Source organism: Streptomyces pseudogriseolus, assembly GCA_002154585.1.
Taxonomy (GTDB): Bacteria; Actinomycetota; Actinomycetes; order Streptomycetales; family Streptomycetaceae; genus Streptomyces; species Streptomyces pseudogriseolus.
Map to the genome: position 1 here is coordinate 1 of MUNG01000321.1, position 15,809 is coordinate 15,809.

Sequence of the window (15,809 nt, forward strand, 5' to 3'; positions counted from 1 at the left end):
GGGGCGGGGTGGGACCGGTGCCGCGGGTTCCCGTCGGGGCGGACGGGAGGGGCGGCGCCGGGACCGGTACCCCGCACTCCGTTGTGCGGGGCCCCGCCGGTGTGTTCCGCGGCCGGCCGTGGCGTGACGATCGCTGGTCAGGGCATCCTCGTACCGGCCGGCCGCGGGGTCTGTGCGGGCGTGGTGGTCAGCGCAGGCGCTCCACCAGCGCCCGGTGCTGGTCCCACAGCTCTTTAGGGGTGTGGTCGCCGAAGGTGTTGAGGTGCTCGGGGACCAGGGCGGCCTCCTCGCGCCACACCTCCTTGTCCACGGTGAGCAGGAAGTCCAGGTCGCTGTCGGAGAGGCCGAGTCCGTCCGTGTCGAGGGCGTCCTTCGTCGGCAGGACGCCGATCGGGGTCTCGACGCCCTCCGCCGTGCCCTCCAGGCGCTCCACGATCCACTTCAGGACGCGGGAGTTCTCGCCGAAGCCGGGCCACACGAACGCGCCCTCGTCGTTCTTCCGGAACCAGTTGACGTAGTAGATCTTCGGGAGCTTCGCCTGGTCCTTGTCCTTGGCGACGTCGATCCAGTGGGCCATGTAGTCGCCCATGTTGTAGCCGCAGAACGGCAGCATGGCGAACGGGTCGCGGCGCAGCTCGCCGACCTTGCCCTCGGCGGCGGCGGTCTTCTCGGAGGCCACGTTGGCGCCGAGGAAGACGCCGTGGTTCCAGTCGAAGGACTCCGTCACCAGCGGTACGGCGCTGGCGCGGCGCCCGCCGAAGAGGATCGCGGAGATCGGCACGCCCTTGGGGTCCTCCCACTCCGGCGCGATGATCGGGCACTGCGCGGCGGGCACCGTGAAGCGGGCGTTGGGGTGGGCGGCCGGGGTCCCCGACTCGGGGGTCCAGTCGTTGCCCTTCCAGTCGGTGAGGTGGGCCGGGGTCTCCTCCGTCATGCCCTCCCACCACACGTCGCCGTCGTCGGTGAGGGCGACGTTGGTGAAGACCGCGTTGCCCCACAGGGTCTTCATGGCGTTGGCGTTGGTGTGCTCGCCGGTCCCGGGCGCGACACCGAAGAAGCCGGCCTCGGGGTTGATGGCATAGAGGCGGCCGTCCTCGCCGAAGCGCATCCAGGCGATGTCGTCGCCGATCGTCTCGACCGTCCAGCCGGAGATCGTCGGCTCCAGCATGGCGAGGTTGGTCTTGCCGCAGGCGGACGGGAAGGCCGCGGCGACGTACTTGGACTCGCCGGTGGGCGGGGTGAGCTTCAGGATCAGCATGTGCTCGGCCAGCCAGCCCTCGTCGCGGGCCATGACGGACGCGATGCGCAGGGCGTAGCACTTCTTGCCGAGCAGGGCGTTGCCGCCGTAGCCGGAGCCGTAGGACCAGATCTCGCGGTCCTCGGGGAAGTGCGAGATGTACTTGGTCTGGTTGCAGGGCCAGGGGACGTCCTCCTGGCCGGGCTCCAGCGGGGCGCCGACGGAGTGCACGGCCTTGACGAAGAAGCCGTCGTCGCCGAGCTCGTCGAGGACGGGCCGGCCCATGCGGGTCATGGTGCGCATGGAGACGGCGACGTACGCGGAGTCGGTGATCTCCACGCCGAGCGCGGACAGCGGCGAGCCGAGCGGGCCCATGCAGAACGGGACCACGTACATGGTGCGGCCACGCATGGAGCCGCGGAAGACGCCCTTCTCACCCTGGAAGATCTCCCGCATCTCGGCGGGGGCCTTCCAGTGGTTGGTCGGGCCGGCGTCCTCCTCCTTCTCGGAGCAGATGAACGTCCGGTCCTCGACGCGGGCGACGTCGGTGGGGTCGGAGGCAGCGTAGTAGGAGTTGGGACGCTTGACCGGGTCGAGCTCGGTGAACGTGCCCTTGGCGACGAGCTCCCCGCACAGGCGCTCGTACTCGGCTTCCGAGCCGTCGCACCAGACCACCCGGTCCGGCTGTGTCAGCTCTGCGATCTCGTCGACCCAGGAGATCAGTCCCTGGTGGGTGGTGGGGACGCCGGGTTCCGCGATGTCGCGCGCCACGTTTGCTCCTAAGTGAGGGTTTTTGTGGTTTGGAGGCCCCGTGGGGGCTGCGACCCGGATGCTGAAAGGGGTGACCTGGGCGCTCATCCGGTGTCGACCGCACTCATTTGATCATCCGATGCCTGCGCCCATCTGTCCAGAGGGCCGCACAGGTGAGCAACGTGACCCTGACCACGGCTGTCGTGCGGCTTTACGCGTACATTGAGTGAGCGAAACCGACTCTTTGCGTGACGGGAGGGGGCGGGCCGGCGTGAGAGGATGGCCACTTCGCGCGGCCCAACAGGCCGCTCGGAGGTGTAACTTACGGTCGCGTAGGTACCATGCGAACATGACTGCGTTCGCCCCCGACACGCCCAAGGACCCGCAGGCCGAAGGCCCGGGCCCGGTGGCGACCTCTCTGCCCCACCCCGTCAAGCCGAAGCTGCGCGGCTGGCTCCACCTGGGCATGTTCCCGGCCGCGCTGGTCGCCGGGCTGGCCCTCACCGCGTTCGCCGACTCCCCCCGGGGCCGCCTCGCCTGCGGCGTGTACGCCCTCACCGCCTGCCTGCTCTTCGGTGTGAGCGCGCTGTACCACCGGGGCAACTGGAGCCCTCGCATGGACGGCGTCCTGCGCCGCCTCGATCACGCCAACATCTTCCTGATCATCGCGGGCACCTACACCCCGCTGACGATCCTGCTGCTGCCCGACTCCAAGGGCCGCTGGCTGCTGTGGGGCATCTGGGCCGCCGCGGCCGCCGGGATAATCTTCCGCGTGTTCTGGGTCGGCGCCCCGCGCTGGCTCTACACGCCGTGCTACATCGCGATGGGCTGGGCCGCGGTGTTCTACCTGCCGGACTTCCTGCGCACCGGCGGCATCGCCGTCCTCGTCCTGGTCGTGGTCGGCGGCCTGCTCTACAGCGCCGGCGGCATCGTCTACGGCATCAAGAAGCCCAACCCCTCCCCCCGCTGGTTCGGCTTCCACGAGGTGTTCCACTCCTTCACCCTGGCCGCCTTCATCGCCCACTACGTGGGGATCTCCCTGGTGGCCTACCAGCACGCGTAGGAGTCACCGGGCTCCCCCGGAACGCACGCACCCAAGGCCGCGGCACCCACGCCGCGGCCTTTTCCGTACCTCTCTCATGAGAGTTACTCTCATTTCATGGCAGCTGTCACCGGCGCATCACCTGCCCCCGACGCCCCGCCGCGCCCCGGACTGCGGGAGCGCAAGAAGATCCGGACGCGGGAGGCCATCCGCTCCGCCGCCTACGCGCTGATCGAGCAGCAGGGGTACGACTCCACGACGGTCGAGCAGATCGCCGAACGCGCCGAGGTGTCCCCGTCGACCGTCTTCCGGTACTTCCCCACCAAGGAGGACATCGTCGTCACCGACGAGTACGACGAGCCGCTGCTCGCCGAACTCGCCGCACGGCCCGCCGGCGAACCCTGGACCGACTCCGTCCGGTACGTGATCCGCGAGGCCGTCCGCCTCGCCCTGACCGAACGGCCGGAGACGACCCGGCTGCGCGCCCGGCTGATGCTGGAGGTCCCCGCGGTCCGCGCGCGGATGCGGGAGACCCTGACCGGCACCGGGCGGACGCTCGCCGAGACCGTCGCCGGCCGCACCGGGCTCGACCCGCGGAGCCTGGAGGTGCGGGTGCACGTGATGTCCCTGATCGGCGGCCTCCTCGAGGCCACGCTGTACTGGGCCGAGCACGGCCACCGGGAGGACTACGCCGACCTCGCCGACCGGGCGATCGACGTGATCGAGCACGGACCGCCCGCCGGAAAAAGCTGAGGCGCCACGCCCCCGCCGTGCCATCCTGACCGGGTGAACGGTCCCGAGATCCACGTCGAGTTCGCCCCCGGGCTGCGCGTCTTCGTCCCGCAGGCCCGCGCCACGGGCAGCCTCCGCACGGCCACCGACGGCATCGCCGGACTCGGCCATGTCGTCGAGTCCCTGGGCGTCCCCCTGACCGAGGTCGGCGCCCTGCTGGTGGACGGCCGCGAGGTGTCCGTCGGGCACGTCCCGGCCGCCGGCGAGTCGGTGACCGTACGCCCGCACACCTACCCGCAGCGGGTGCCCGGCGCTCCCCTGCGCTTCCTGCTCGACGTCCACCTCGGCACCCTGGCCCGCCGGCTGCGGCTGCTGGGCGTGGACGCGGCGTACGAGTCGACCGACATCGGCGACCCGGCGCTGGCCGCGCGCTCGGCCGCCGAGAAGCGGGTCATGCTGAGCCGCGACCGGGGGCTGCTGCGCCGCCGCGAACTGTGGGCGGGCGCCTTCGTCTACAGCACCCGCCCCGAGGAGCAACTGGCGGACGTCCTCGACCGGTTCGACCCCGAGCTGCGGCCCTGGACCCGCTGCACCGCCTGCAACGGGCTGCTGCGCGCGGCCGGCAAGGAGGACGTCGCCGATCAGCTCAAGGAGGGCACCCACCGCACGTACGACGTGTTCGCCCAGTGCGCCGACTGCGGCCGCGCCTACTGGAAGGGCGCGCACCACGACCAACTGGAGGCGATCGTGGAGCGCGCGGTGGCGTCACGGCCGGACCGAGGCGCCTGAGCGCAGCGCCTGCCGACCGGGGGCAAGGGCGGCACCTTGCGACCCGGTGGGGGCGGGGTCCGGGGCGTCCGGCCGCGAGGCGGAGGCACTCCCGTCAGGGCGTCGCGCGCCGGCGGTCCTCCGGACAGACCGAGGCGCCCGAGCCCTACGCCAGCCGGTCGTGAGCAGGGGCTACACCCTGCGCCCCGGGCGGGCGAGGCCCGGCGCGTCCGGCCACGAGGCAAAGACACTCCCGTCAGGGCGTCGCGCCCCCGCTACGCCCGTTCCCCGAGCGCCGTGCGCAGGCGGGCCGACCGGGGCCCCCGAGCCCAGCGCCTGCCGACCGGGGAGCAGGGGCGGCACCCTGCGACCCGGTCGGCGGGGTCCGGGGCGTCCGGCCCGAGGCGAAGACACGCCCGTCAGGGCGTCGCGCGCCCCCCGCTACGCCCGACCGCCCAGCGCCGTGCGCAGGCGGTCGGGGTCCGTCGTCGGGGCGTCGCAGGTGAAGTTGCGGCAGACGTAGGCGGCCGGGGCGCCGTCGACGAGGGGCCGGTCCGCGAGGAGCGGGAACTCGTCGCTGCCCTCCGTGCCCACGGCGACCACCGCGCCCGGCGCCGTGCCCAGCAGGGCCGTGCGGTGCAGTTCCGCGGTCGCCGGGTCGTCCGCGCCCCGGCCGACCACCGCGACCTCGCGCGGGCCGTCCAGCACGGCCTCGGCGACCGCCAGACCCCAGCCGATGAACCGCGGCACGCGCGGGCCGAGCGCCTTCACCACGCCCAGGGCCCGCTCCGCGGCCGTGCGGTGCGGTTCGGAGCCGGTGTGCGCCGCGTAGCCCAGCAGCGCGCCCGCGGCGGCGGTCCAGCCGGACGGGGCGGCGTTGTCCGTAGGGTCCTGCGGGCGCCGGATCAGCCGCTCCGCGTCCGATGCGGTGTCGTACAGCGCGCCCGACTCCGCGTCGAGGAAGCGGGCCAGGATGTGGTCGACGAGCAGGCCCGCGAAGTCCAGCCACACGCCCTCGCCGGTCACCGACGCCAGCGCCAGGAAGCCCTCGGCGACGTCGGCGTAGTCCTCCAGCACGCCCGCGTTGGCGCCGACCTGCCCGTCCTTGCTGGTCCGGGCGATACGGGCGTGTTCGTCCAGGTGCCCCCGTACCAGCAGGTCGCCGGCGGCCACGGCGGCCTCCACCAGGTCGGGCCGGCCGAAGCAGGCGCCGGTCTCGGCGAGCGCGGCGATCGCCAGGCCGTTCCAGGCGGCGACCACCTTGTCGTCCCGGCCGGGCGCGGGCCGCCGGTCGCGGGCCGCGAGCAGCCGCTCCCGGATGCCGTCGATCCGGGCCGCGTCGGCCACCTCGTCGCGCTGCGGCAGCTGGAGGACCGAGGCGCCCTCCTCGAAGGTGCCCTCCTCGGTCACGCCGAAGTAGCGGGCGGCCTGCTCCGCGTCCGCGTCGCCGAGCACCTCGCGCAGCTGCGCCGGCGTCCAGACGTAGTACGCGCCCTCGACGTGCCGGCCCGTGCCGTCGTCGCTGTCGGCGTCCAGCGCGGACGCGAAACCGCCTTCCGGCGTGCGCAGTTCGCGGACCATGAAGTCGGCGGTCTCCAGCGCCACGCGCCGCGCGAGCTCCGAGCCGGTGGTCCGCCACAGGTGGGTGTAGACCCGGCACAGGAGGGCGTTGTCGTAGAGCATCTTCTCGAAGTGCGGGACGACCCAGTCGCGGTCCACGGAGTAGCGGGCGAAGCCGCCGCCGAGCTGGTCGTAGATGCCGCCGCGTGCCATCCGCTCGCAGGTGTCCGCGGCCATCTGGAGGGCGCCCTCCGCGCCGGTGCGGGCGTGGTGCCGCAGCAGGAACTCGAGCACCATGGACGGCGGGAACTTCGGCGCCCCGCCGAACCCGCCGCGCTGCGGGTCGTACTCCCGGGTCAGCCCGAGCAGCGCCTGCGCCAGCTCCTGCTCGCCGGGCACCTCGTCGCCGCCCACGGACAGCTCCCGGCCCGCCAGGTCCCGCGTGATCTTCCCGGCGACCTCGCCGACCTCGTCCCGCCGCTCCGCCCAGGCCTGCGCCACGCCCTCCAGCACCTGCCGGAACGACGGCATGCCGTGGCGCGGGGCGGGCGGGAAGTAGGTGCCGAAGTAGAACGGCTCGGCGTCCGGGGTGAGGAACACCGTCATCGGCCAGCCGCCCTGCCCGGTCGCCGCCTGCACGGCCTCCATGTAGACGGCGTCGACGTCGGGGCGCTCCTCGCGGTCGACCTTGATGCTGACGAAGTGCGCGTTCATCTCGTCCGCCGTGGCCTGGTCCTCGAAGGACTCGTGGGCCATGACGTGGCACCAGTGGCAACTGGAGTAGCCGACGCTCAGCAGCACCGGCACGTCACGCCGCCGCGCCTCCGCGAAGGCCTCCTCGGACCAGGTCCACCAGTCGACGGGGTTGTCGGCGTGCTGGAGGAGGTAGGGGGACGTGGCCTGCGCAAGTCGGTTCGCCATACCCCCATCCTCGCGCACTCCGCCCGCCCGGCGCGGGACGGGAGCGGACGCGGCCCGTCGTGCGCCCCCGCCGTGTGAAGAGATGGTGTCGGGGCGGTCGTTGATCGCCGCACCCTCGCGCGGTGGGCGCGTCCGCAGGACACTCGTAGGGACGCGATCGCCGCCGGAGGGGGACGGGACATGAGGGACGGTCAGCGGGCCGACGCCGAACGGCTGTTGGCGCGGGCCGTGGAGGAGGAGGTGCGCCGGTCGGGCGGGCGCACCGACGGCAAGGTGCTGCTGTCGCGGGCGCGCGGGGCGCTGGACACGATGGCGCGGACGGCGGCCGAGGAGTACGAGGCGTACACCCGCGCGCTGGACGAGGCGGAAGCCGGCCGGCTCACCTTCCGGCAGCGCTACGCGCGCGAGGGCGGCGCCTCGCCGCTGCTGGTGGCCGGGGTGGCGGGCGTGGCGGCGGTGGTCGCCGACCTGGCGTTCGGCACGGACACCGGGACCGCGCTGGGCGCGGGGGTGGCCGTCGGCGTGGTCGGGGCGGCGGCGACGGTGGTGAAGGTCGCCGGGTCGCACGTCCCGGCCGCCCACCATCACGCCGGCGCGGCGGGCCAGCCGGGCGGGGTGGAGCAGCTGCGGCTGCAGTGGCTGACCGCGCTGGAGGTGCGCGGCATCCGGCCGTTCCTCGACCAGCAGCGGGTCCTCGCCGCGTCCACGGCGCCGAAGCGGAACGGGCCGCGGCTGCGCGGCGCCGACAAGGCCGCGGCGGCCCGCGGGAGAAGCGTGCTGGAGCAGTCGTTCGGGCAGCTCCCGGAACCGCACGGTCCGTTCGCGGGACGGCGGCAGGAGATGGCGCGGATCCGGCAGTGGGTGCAGTCGGCCCGCGCCGAGACGGAGACCCGGCCCACGGTGGTGGTGCTGCACGGGGAGCCCGGCAGCGGCCGTACGACGCTGGCGGTGCGGGCCGCGCACGAACTGAGGGACTACTTTCGCGGGGCCTGCGTGGTCGACCTGCGCGGCGACGGCTCCGGCGAGCCCCCGCTGTCGACGCGGGACGCGCTGCTGCACCTGCTGAACCGGCTCGGCGCGCCCCGCGAGCAGCTGCTGTTCCGCGAGCGGACCTCCCCCGACCAGCAGGTCAAGCGGCTGAGCGAGCTGTACCACCAGCATCTGACCGGCACGCCGGTCACCATCGTCCTCGACGACGCCTCCGACCCGCAGCAGGTCCGCACGCTGCTCCCGGAGCGCTCCGACAGCCTGGTCCTCGTCACCTCCCGCTCCCCGCTCGGGCTGCCCGAGGACCTGCCCGCGCGGGTGCACCGGCTGCCGGTGGAGCCGCTGGACGCGGCCGGCGCTGAGGAGCTGCTGACCGCCGTCGCGCAGGACGACTCCGGGCCGTACGACGCGGAGTCCGCGGAGCGGGTGCGGGAGCTGTGCGGGGGCCTGCCGCTGGCGCTGCGGCTGGCCGGCGCCGCCCTCGGGCCGCGCTCCACGCTGACCCTCGCCACCGACCTCGGCGCCTACGGGCCCGTCGAGCCGGTCGAGCGGGCCCTGTGGCTGCGCTACACCGACCAGCCGGACACCGTACGGCGGCTGCTGCGGCGGCTCGCGCTGGCCGGGCGCGCCTCGCTCGGCGCGGCCGCCGCTGCGGCGCTGCTGTCCACCGACGAGGCGGAGGCCACCCGGCATCTGGAGGCGCTGCACCGGGCCGGGCTGATCGACCGCGTCCGGCACAGCCGGTACCGGCTGCACGCCCTGGTGCGGGCGTTCGCGCTCGCCCGGCTCCTCGACGAGGAGGACCCGGACGAGCGCGCCGCCGCGCAGGAGCGGCTGATCGTCAACTACGCGGAGCTCGCCGACTCGGTGCTGCGGCTGGTCGACGGCAACATGTCGACCCGCTCCGACCGCTTCGGCCCGTACGGCTTCACCTCGCTGGACGAGGCGCTGCGCTGGCTGGACGACGAGTCCAGCTTCATCACGGCCGCGCTGCGGCACGCCGAGGGCGTGGACCAGGGGGCGGTGCTGAACCTGCTGGGCGCGCTGTGCGACTACTGCCTGCTGCGCGGCGACCTCTACCGGCTTGGCGAGATCAACGAGCTGGCGCAGGCCGTCGACGAGGGGCTGCTGGTCCGCTCGGTGCAGTGGCGCACCGGCATCGCGGCACGTCAGCTGGGCGAGCTGGACACCGCGCGGACCACGCTGACGTCGGTGGTGGACCTGTACCGGGAAGCGCAGCACGGGGCGGGCGAGGCGCGGGCGCTGACCTCGCTCGGCATCACGCTGCACCACCAGGGCAACCTGACGGAGGCGTCCGCGCGGCTGCGGGAGGCGCTGGAGCTCCAGGCGTCCGACGCGCTGGCCGCCGACCGCGCCTGGACGATGCACGCGCTGGCCGCGGTGGAGCGGGACCGGGCCCGGCTGGCCGAGGCGCTGGAGCTGCTCACCGAGTCCCTGGTGCTGCACCGGGCTGGCGAGTCCCTGCACGGGCAGGCGTGGGCGCACTTCCAGCTCGGGCAGCTGCATCTGCGGCGCGGGGACGTACCGCGCGCGGAGGGCGAGCTGCGCACCGCCCTCGACCTGTACGGCCGCACCCGTGACGCGCGCGGGGAGGCGTGGGCGCTGACCGAGCTGGCGCGGGCCCGGCTGGTGGACGGGGACGCGGGACCTGCGGTGGAGCAGCTGCGGTCGGCCGCCGCCCGGCACCGGGACAACGAGGACGCGCGCGGCGAGGCGTGGACGCTGTACTACCTGGGGCAGGCGCTGGAGGAGAGCGGCGACCTGGACCGCGCGGTGCGCGAGCTGGAACGCGCCCGCACGATGTTCTCCCGCATGCGGGACGTCTACGGGCTGGCCTGCGCCCGGCACCACTCGGCGCGGGTCACCCGCGACCAGCGGGCGGCGCAGACGGGCTCGCTGCGCAACTCCGGGTTCGCCCGGCAGCTGCTGGTGGACGCGCGCGCCGACTTCCAGCGGATCGGGGTGGCGCACGGCGAGGCGTGGACGTGCCTGGAGCTGGCGGTCGTCGACGCGGGCAACGCCCGCACCCAGCAGGCGCTGGCGCTGTGCGACGAGGCGGTCGCGCTGTTCGCCTCCTACGGCGACCGGCGCGGCGAGGACTGGGCGCGCTTCCTGCGCTGCACGCTCCTGCCGTACGCGGCGCCGGGCGGTACGGAGGTCGGCTCGGCGGTGGCCCAGCAGGAACTCACCGACCTGGCCGCCGCACCCCACCCGGCCCGCGACCCCGAACTCACCGACTGCGTCGACGCCTGCCGCCTCCTCCTGGAACGAGGCGTCACCCTGGAAGCCGGCTGGCAGGCCTGGAACCTGGGCCTGGTCCCGAGCCGCCACGCGCGCGAGGTGATGGGGGTACCGGTCCCCCTGGACGCGTAGCCCCTCCGGGGCGCGTCCCGGCACACGGGCGTGGCACACGCGCCGCGCCCGGCGCCGCTCGGGCCTGCGGGCACCGCGCCGTCGGCGCGCGGCACCCGCCCGGTACGCGCCGTCCGCTCCGGCGCGTCCCGGCTCCGCGAGCAGGGCATGGCGGGGCCGGCTGCGAGGCACGGGGGCGGCACCCCGGCGCGTACCCGAGGGCCGCAAGGACCGCGGCCCCCGGCCGGGCGGGGAATCGCCGCGGTGCCCGCGCCGCGCTCTCGCGGCGGTAGCCGATGCGTGTGCAGGCGGGCCGGGCCCGAGCGCCGGGGCCCGCAGGGACCTGCCGAACGCCGCTGCCGGCGGGGCCGGGCACACGGGCGCGGCACCCGGCGTGTGTCGCCGGGTGCCGTGGGACCTGGGTCGGTCAGGCCGTGGACTTGCCCGTGTCCGGGGTGGACGCGTCCGGGTGCTGGTCGTCCGCCTCCGCGAAGTTCACGCGGCCCATGTGCCGGTTCATCGACTTCATCAGGCCCCAGACCGCCAGGGCCAGCGCCGCGAAGACGATGAAGCCGAGGACACCGGGGGTGACCTTGTCCTCGTCGAATTCCTTGGCGAGGGGGACCAGGTGGGTCAATGCCAGGCTTGCGCTTGCGCTCATGTCAGCCATTGTCCCGGATGCCCGCGAAGAGGTCGTCCTCGGGGAGGGAGGTGTCCACGAGCGACTTCGCGAGCTCGTACTCCTCCGTCGGCCAGACCTCCCGCTGGAGGTCGAGCGGCACCCGGAACCAGCCCCCGTCGGGGTCGATCTGCGTGGCGTGCGCGATCAGCGCCTTGTCGCGGATCTCGAAGAAGTCGGCGCACGGCACGTGCGTGGTGAGCGTGCGCTCCTTGCGCTCGAACTCGTCCCACCGCTTCAGCCAGTCCTCGTACGGCGACTCCAGCCCCCGCTCCAGCATCGCGTTGTGCAGCGCCTCGGTGCGGGGCCGGTTGAAGCCCTGGTTGTAGTACACCTTCAGCGGCTGGTACGCCGGGCCGAACTCGTCCTCCGGGTACTTCTCGGTGTCCGCCGCGCCCTCGAACGCCACCATCGTGATCTTGTGGGTCATGATGTGGTCGGGGTGCGGGTAGCCGCCGTTCTCGTCATAGGTGGTGATCACCTGCGGCCGGAAGGAGCGGATCTTGCGCACCAGCTCCCCCGCCGCCTTGTCGACGTCCTCCAGGGCGAAGCAGCCCTCCGGCAGCGGCGGCAGCGGGTCGCCCTCGGGCAGCCCGGAGTCGACGAAGCCCAGCCACTCCTGCTTGACCCCGAGGATCTCGCGGGCCTCGTCCATCTCCTTCTTGCGCACCTCGTGGATGTGCTCCTCGATGTACGGGTCGCCCTGGAGCTTCGGGTTGAGGATGGAGCCGCGCTCCCCGCCCGTGCAGGTCACGACCAGCACGTCCACCCCCTCGGACACGTACTTCGCCATGGTGGCCGCGCCCTTGCTCGACTCGTCGTCGGGGTGGGCGTGCACGGCCATCAGTCGCAGCTGGTCAGTCAAGACTCAATCCTCAAGTCGTGGGCCGCCCTGTGTACGGCGGCGCAGTCGCAGGCTTCTATAGTGACGGAACCGGGGGGCGAAAAATTCCGGAGACCGCCCCCGGGGACGATCCGGGGACGCCGGTCCCCTTCTTCCGAGGTCCTTCCGAGGAGACGATCATGAGTACGTCGAGCACGCGGCTGCCCGAGGGCCGCTACGGCCGTTCCTCGGACCGGCGTGCCGACCGCACCCTCAAGGTCGTCGGCGGTGTGCTCGCCGTGCTGTTCACCGCCCTGATCGGCTGGTTCGGCTACCACTACGTCGCGCAGAACGAGATCAGCGCCGAGCTGATCCGCTTCGAGACCGGCGAGGACGCGGTGAAGGTGCACCTCGAGGTGCACAAGGACGCCGGCGTCGTCGGCTGGTGCACCGTGCGCTCCCAGGCCGCGGACGGCGCCGAGGTCGGCCGGGCCGACTTCCGCTTCGACGAGGACGACACCCGCGTCGACCAGACGGTCACCCTGCGCACCACCTCCCCGGGCAGCAGCGCGGAGCTCGTCGGCTGTCACGCCGAATGACCGGACGGGGAATACCCGGCCACTGACCTGCGCCGGCGTGAGAACAGTGGCTTATGTCCTCCCCCTGCGGGCACTGAATTGTTAGGCTCGTGGTTTCGCCCGTCCCTGGGGGACCATCCTTCTGGGTAGGGCGATGCTTTGTCTTCCCAGTACCTACGAGGAGCACCTGTGACCCAGACCAGCGAGAACGTCACCTGGCTGACCCAGGAGGCGTACAACAAGCTCAAGGACGAGCTTGAGTACCTTACTGGTCCCGCGCGCACGGAGATCGCCGCCAAGATCGCCGCCGCGCGCGAGGAGGGCGACCTGCGTGAGAACGGCGGGTACCACGCTGCCAAGGAGGAGCAGGGCAAGCAGGAGCTCCGTGTGCGCCAGCTGACCCAGCTCCTCGAGAACGCCAAGGTGGGCACTCCCCCGGCGTCCGACGGAGCGGTGGCGCCGGGCATGGTCGTCACGATCGCCTTCGACGGCGACGAGGATGACACACTGACCTTCCTGCTCGCCTCCCGCGAGTACGCGAGCTCCGACATCGAGACCTACTCGCCGCAGTCCCCGCTGGGGTCCGGCGTGATGGGCCACAAGGTCGGCGACGACGCGGAGTACGAGCTGCCCAACGGCAAGAAGGCCTCGGTGACGATCCTCAAGGCCGAGCCCTACAACGGCTGACCCGCCGCACGCGAGTCCCCACGAGGCCCCCGGCGCCCGAGCGGCGCCGGGGGCTTCGTCATGCCGCCGCCGAGCGGTACTTGCGCACGGCCAGGGTCCGGAAGATCGCGATGATCAGCACCGAGTAGATCACCGACGCCCACACCGGGTGCTGCATCGGCCAGGCGTCCGAGGTGGAGACCCCCGGGTTGCCGAACAGCTCGCGGCAGGCCTGCACGGTGGCGCTGAAAGGGTTCCAGTCCGCGATGTGCTGGAGCCAGGGCGTCATGTTGCTGGAGTCCACGAACGCGTTCGACACGAAGGTGACCGGGAAGAGCCAGACCAGGCCGCCGGAGGTGGCCGCCTCGGGCGTGCGCACCGACAGGCCGATGACCGCGCCGATCCAGGTGAACGCGTACCCGGTGAGCAGCAGCAGGCCGAACGCGCCGAGCACCTCGCCGACGCTGGTGTGCGTGCGCCAGCCCACCAGCAGGGCGACGACGGCGAGCACCAGCAGGGTGAGCGCCGTCTGCACCAGGTCGGCGAGGGTGCGGCCGGTGAGGACCGCGCCGCGCGCCATCGGCAGGGAGCGGAAGCGGTCGATGAGCCCCTTGTGCATGTCCTCGGCGATGCCCGCGCCGGCCCCCGCCGTGGCGAAGGTGACCGTCTGGGCGAAGATGCCGGCCATCAGGAACTCGCGGTAGACCTGCGGGCTGGTGGAGCCGCCGACGTCCAGCGAGCCGCCGAACACGTACGAGAACAGCACCACGAACATGATCGGCTGGATCAGCCCGAAGATGACCACCTCGGGGATGCGGACCATGCGGATCAGGTTGCGTTTGGCGACGACCAGGGAATCGCGGACGGAGCGGCTGAACGCGTTCCCGGGGGACGCGACCCGCAGGGATTCGGTGACGGCGCTCACTTCGCGGCCTCCTCTGCGGCGGGCTGGGCGGACTCGGCGGCGTGGCCGGTGAGGGAGAGGAACACGTCGTCGAGGGTGGGGCGGCGCAGCCCGATGTCGTCGATCTCGATGCCGTCGGTGTCGAGCTCGCGGATGATCTCGGCGAGCAGCTTGGCCCCGCCGGTGACCGGCGTGGTGATCTTGCGCATGTGCTCCTCGACCGAGGTGTCGCCCTGGCCGGGGCCGCGCAGGCTGTACTTGTCGAGGAGGGCGGCCGCGGTGCGGATGCGCTCGCGCTCGTGCACCACGACCTCGACGCGCTCGCCGCCGGTGCGGGCCTTGAGCTGGTCGGAGGTGCCGCGGGCGATGACCCGGCCCTGGTCGACGACCGCGATGTCGTGCGCCAGGTGGTCGGCCTCCTCCAGGTACTGCGTGGTGAGCAGCAGGGTCGTGCCGCCGGAGACGAGGTTCTTGATCACGTCCCAGAGCTGCTGGCGGTTGCGCGGGTCGAGACCGGTCGTCGGCTCGTCCATGAACATCACGGGCGGGGAGACGACCAGGGCGGCTGCCAGGTCGAGCCGGCGGCGCATGCCGCCGGAGTAGGTCTTCGCCGTACGGTCGGCCGCGTCCGCGAGGTGGAACTGCTCCAGCAGCTCGTCCGCGCGGGCCCGGGCGGTCTTGGCCTTCATCTGGTAGAGCTGCCCGACCATCTGGAGGTTCTCCCGGCCGGTGAGGTATTCGTCGACGGCGGCGAACTGGCCGGACAGGCCGATCGAGCGGCGCACGGCGTCGGGGTGCTTCAGCACGTCGATCCCGGCGACGACGGCCCGGCCGCTGTCGGGTCGCAGCAGTGTGGTGAGGCAGCGGACGGTGGTGGTCTTGCCCGCGCCGTTCGGCCCGAGCAGACCCAGGACGGTCCCCTCGGGGACATCGAGGTCGACGCCGTCCAGTGCCTTGACGTCTCCGAAGGTTTTCACCAGACCCTCGGCATGGATGGCACCTGGCATATGAATCTCCACGTCGTCGTGATTCTTCGGAAAAGCCTAGGTTCGTGTGCCGATGTACGCCGGACGCCGCCCCGGAGGAGGACCCAGGGGTCACCACGTCCGCATCGTGACCGGACACACACCATAACGCGATGTATCGCGTCTCTCAATGGAGTTACCCGAAGGAGTGAAACCGCGTCCGGCGTCAGCCCATGACCGTGTAACCCGCGTCGCGCAGGGCCTGCTGGACCTCGGCGCAGTGCGCCGGTCCCTTCGTCTCCAGGTGCAGCTCGACCTCCGCCTCCGTGAGTCCCAGCCGCGGGTCCGTCCGCATGTGGCTCACGTCGAGAACATTGGCATCCGCCACTGACAACGCCCCGAGGAGCGAGGCCAGGGCGCCCGGCCGGTCGGTCAGCCGCAGCCGTACGGCCAGGTAGCGGCCCTGCGCCGCCATGCCGTGCCGCAGCACCCGCTCCATCAGCACCGGGTCCACGTTCCCGCCGGACAGCACCGCGACCACCGGGCCCTCGAAGGCCTCCGGCCGGCTCAGCAGCGCCGCGACCGGGCTCGCGCCGGCCGGCTCCACGACCAGCTTGGCCCGCTCCAGGCACAGCAGCAGCGCGGCCGACAGCTCGTCCTCGGTGACCGTGCACACCTCGTCCACCAGCTCGCCGACCAGTTCGAACGGCACGTCACCGGGCCGCCCCACCTTGATCCCGTCGGCCATCGTCACCGGGTGGCTCAGCGACACCGGGCGCCCGGCGGCCATCCGACGGCGGATAGGCCGCCGGGCGCCCGGTGTC

The 15,809-nt window shown here is 72.9% G+C and carries 12 protein-coding genes and 1 pseudogene; 6 read left to right on the forward strand and 7 right to left on the reverse strand.

The genetic code is table 11. From position 1 onward, the window contains the following. Nucleotides 1-187: 187 nt before the first annotated feature. Nucleotides 188-2,008 (reverse strand): phosphoenolpyruvate carboxykinase (GTP), encoded by a 1,821-nt coding sequence (locus tag CCN29_RS25480; RefSeq protein WP_086684711.1) that lies wholly within the window; start codon nt 2,006-2,008, stop codon nt 188-190. Nucleotides 2,009-2,336: 328 nt separating this feature from the next. Between CCN29_RS25480 and trhA the strand changes: the two genes are divergently transcribed. From trhA to CCN29_RS25495, 3 genes are all read left to right on the forward strand, one after another. Continuing rightward, entirely contained in the window at nt 2,337-3,050 is a 714-nt protein-coding gene (trhA, locus tag CCN29_RS25485) for a PAQR family membrane homeostasis protein TrhA (protein WP_006132138.1), read from the forward strand. A 96-nt stretch (nt 3,051-3,146) separates the two neighbouring features. Further along, on the forward strand, nt 3,147-3,782 hold the full coding sequence (locus CCN29_RS25490; protein ID WP_086684714.1) for a TetR/AcrR family transcriptional regulator: 636 nt from the start codon (nt 3,147-3,149) through the stop codon (nt 3,780-3,782). A gap of 33 nt (nt 3,783-3,815) precedes the next feature. Next, on the forward strand, nt 3,816-4,550 hold the full coding sequence (locus CCN29_RS25495) for a Mut7-C RNAse domain-containing protein (protein WP_006132140.1): 735 nt from the start codon (nt 3,816-3,818) through the stop codon (nt 4,548-4,550). A 420-nt stretch (nt 4,551-4,970) separates the two neighbouring features. Here CCN29_RS25495 and CCN29_RS25500 read toward each other — a convergent pair whose 3' ends face one another. After that, entirely contained in the window at nt 4,971-7,010 is a 2,040-nt protein-coding gene (locus tag CCN29_RS25500) for a thioredoxin domain-containing protein (protein WP_442538492.1), read from the reverse strand. A gap of 180 nt (nt 7,011-7,190) precedes the next feature. Between CCN29_RS25500 and CCN29_RS25505 the strand changes: the two genes are divergently transcribed. Then, complete coding sequence (locus tag CCN29_RS25505; RefSeq protein ID WP_086684721.1) at nt 7,191-10,391, forward strand: tetratricopeptide repeat protein; 3,201 nt, start codon at nt 7,191-7,193, stop codon at nt 10,389-10,391. A gap of 406 nt (nt 10,392-10,797) precedes the next feature. Here the strand turns inward: CCN29_RS25505 and CCN29_RS25510 are convergent, their stop codons facing one another. Together CCN29_RS25510 and mca are read right to left on the reverse strand one after the other, a co-directional pair. After that, nucleotides 10,798-11,040, reverse strand: a complete 243-nt coding sequence (locus CCN29_RS25510; RefSeq protein WP_063829093.1) for a hypothetical protein — start codon at nt 11,038-11,040, stop codon at nt 10,798-10,800. Further along, nucleotides 11,033-11,893 (reverse strand): mycothiol conjugate amidase Mca, encoded by an 861-nt coding sequence (gene mca / locus CCN29_RS25515; protein ID WP_031017080.1) that lies wholly within the window; start codon nt 11,891-11,893, stop codon nt 11,033-11,035. Before mca ends, CCN29_RS25510 begins: the two co-directional genes overlap by 8 nt. Nucleotides 11,894-12,072: 179 nt before the next feature. Here mca and CCN29_RS25520 point away from each other — a divergent pair, with 179 nt between their 5' ends. Together CCN29_RS25520 and greA are read left to right on the forward strand one after the other, a co-directional pair. Continuing rightward, nucleotides 12,073-12,471, forward strand: a complete 399-nt coding sequence (locus tag CCN29_RS25520; protein WP_006132145.1) for a DUF4307 domain-containing protein — start codon at nt 12,073-12,075, stop codon at nt 12,469-12,471. Between the two features lie 168 nt (nt 12,472-12,639). Further along, the gene (greA, locus tag CCN29_RS25525) at nt 12,640-13,137 is read left to right on the forward strand and encodes a transcription elongation factor GreA (RefSeq protein WP_006132146.1); all 498 of its coding nucleotides are present in this window, start codon (nt 12,640-12,642) and stop codon (nt 13,135-13,137) included. A 58-nt stretch (nt 13,138-13,195) separates the two neighbouring features. Here greA and CCN29_RS25530 read toward each other — a convergent pair whose 3' ends face one another. The 3 genes and pseudogenes from CCN29_RS25530 to CCN29_RS25540 all read right to left on the reverse strand — a co-directional run. Continuing rightward, nucleotides 13,196-14,041: an ABC transporter permease gene (locus CCN29_RS25530; protein WP_006132147.1), complete on the reverse strand. Its 846-nt coding sequence runs from the start codon at nt 14,039-14,041 to the stop codon at nt 13,196-13,198. After that, a complete protein-coding gene (locus CCN29_RS25535; RefSeq protein WP_006132148.1) occupies nt 14,038-15,027 on the reverse strand; it encodes a daunorubicin resistance protein DrrA family ABC transporter ATP-binding protein in 990 nt (329 codons plus the stop codon). Before CCN29_RS25535 ends, CCN29_RS25530 begins: the two co-directional genes overlap by 4 nt. 184 nt (nt 15,028-15,211) lie before the next feature. Further along, nucleotides 15,212-15,809, reverse strand: a pseudogene (locus CCN29_RS25540) (pyridoxal-phosphate dependent enzyme); the annotation flags it as partial.

What these genes read in the sequence shown, in the direction of transcription:
- trhA (WP_006132138.1), top strand. Translation starts at nt 2,337, where the DNA reads ATGACTGCGTTCGCCCCCGACACGCCCAAGGACCCGCAGGCCGAAGGC.
- CCN29_RS25490 (WP_086684714.1), top strand. Translation starts at nt 3,147, where the DNA reads ATGGCAGCTGTCACCGGCGCATCACCTGCCCCCGACGCCCCGCCGCGC.
- CCN29_RS25500 (WP_442538492.1), bottom strand. Translation starts at nt 7,010, where the DNA reads ATGGCGAACCGACTTGCGCAGGCCACGTCCCCCTACCTCCTCCAGCAC.
- CCN29_RS25505 (WP_086684721.1), top strand. Translation starts at nt 7,191, where the DNA reads ATGAGGGACGGTCAGCGGGCCGACGCCGAACGGCTGTTGGCGCGGGCC.
- CCN29_RS25510 (WP_063829093.1), bottom strand. Translation starts at nt 11,040, where the DNA reads ATGGCTGACATGAGCGCAAGCGCAAGCCTGGCATTGACCCACCTGGTC.
- mca (WP_031017080.1), bottom strand. Translation starts at nt 11,893, where the DNA reads ATGGCCGTGCACGCCCACCCCGACGACGAGTCGAGCAAGGGCGCGGCC.
- CCN29_RS25520 (WP_006132145.1), top strand. Translation starts at nt 12,073, where the DNA reads ATGAGTACGTCGAGCACGCGGCTGCCCGAGGGCCGCTACGGCCGTTCC.
- CCN29_RS25535 (WP_006132148.1), bottom strand. Translation starts at nt 15,027, where the DNA reads ATGCCAGGTGCCATCCATGCCGAGGGTCTGGTGAAAACCTTCGGAGAC.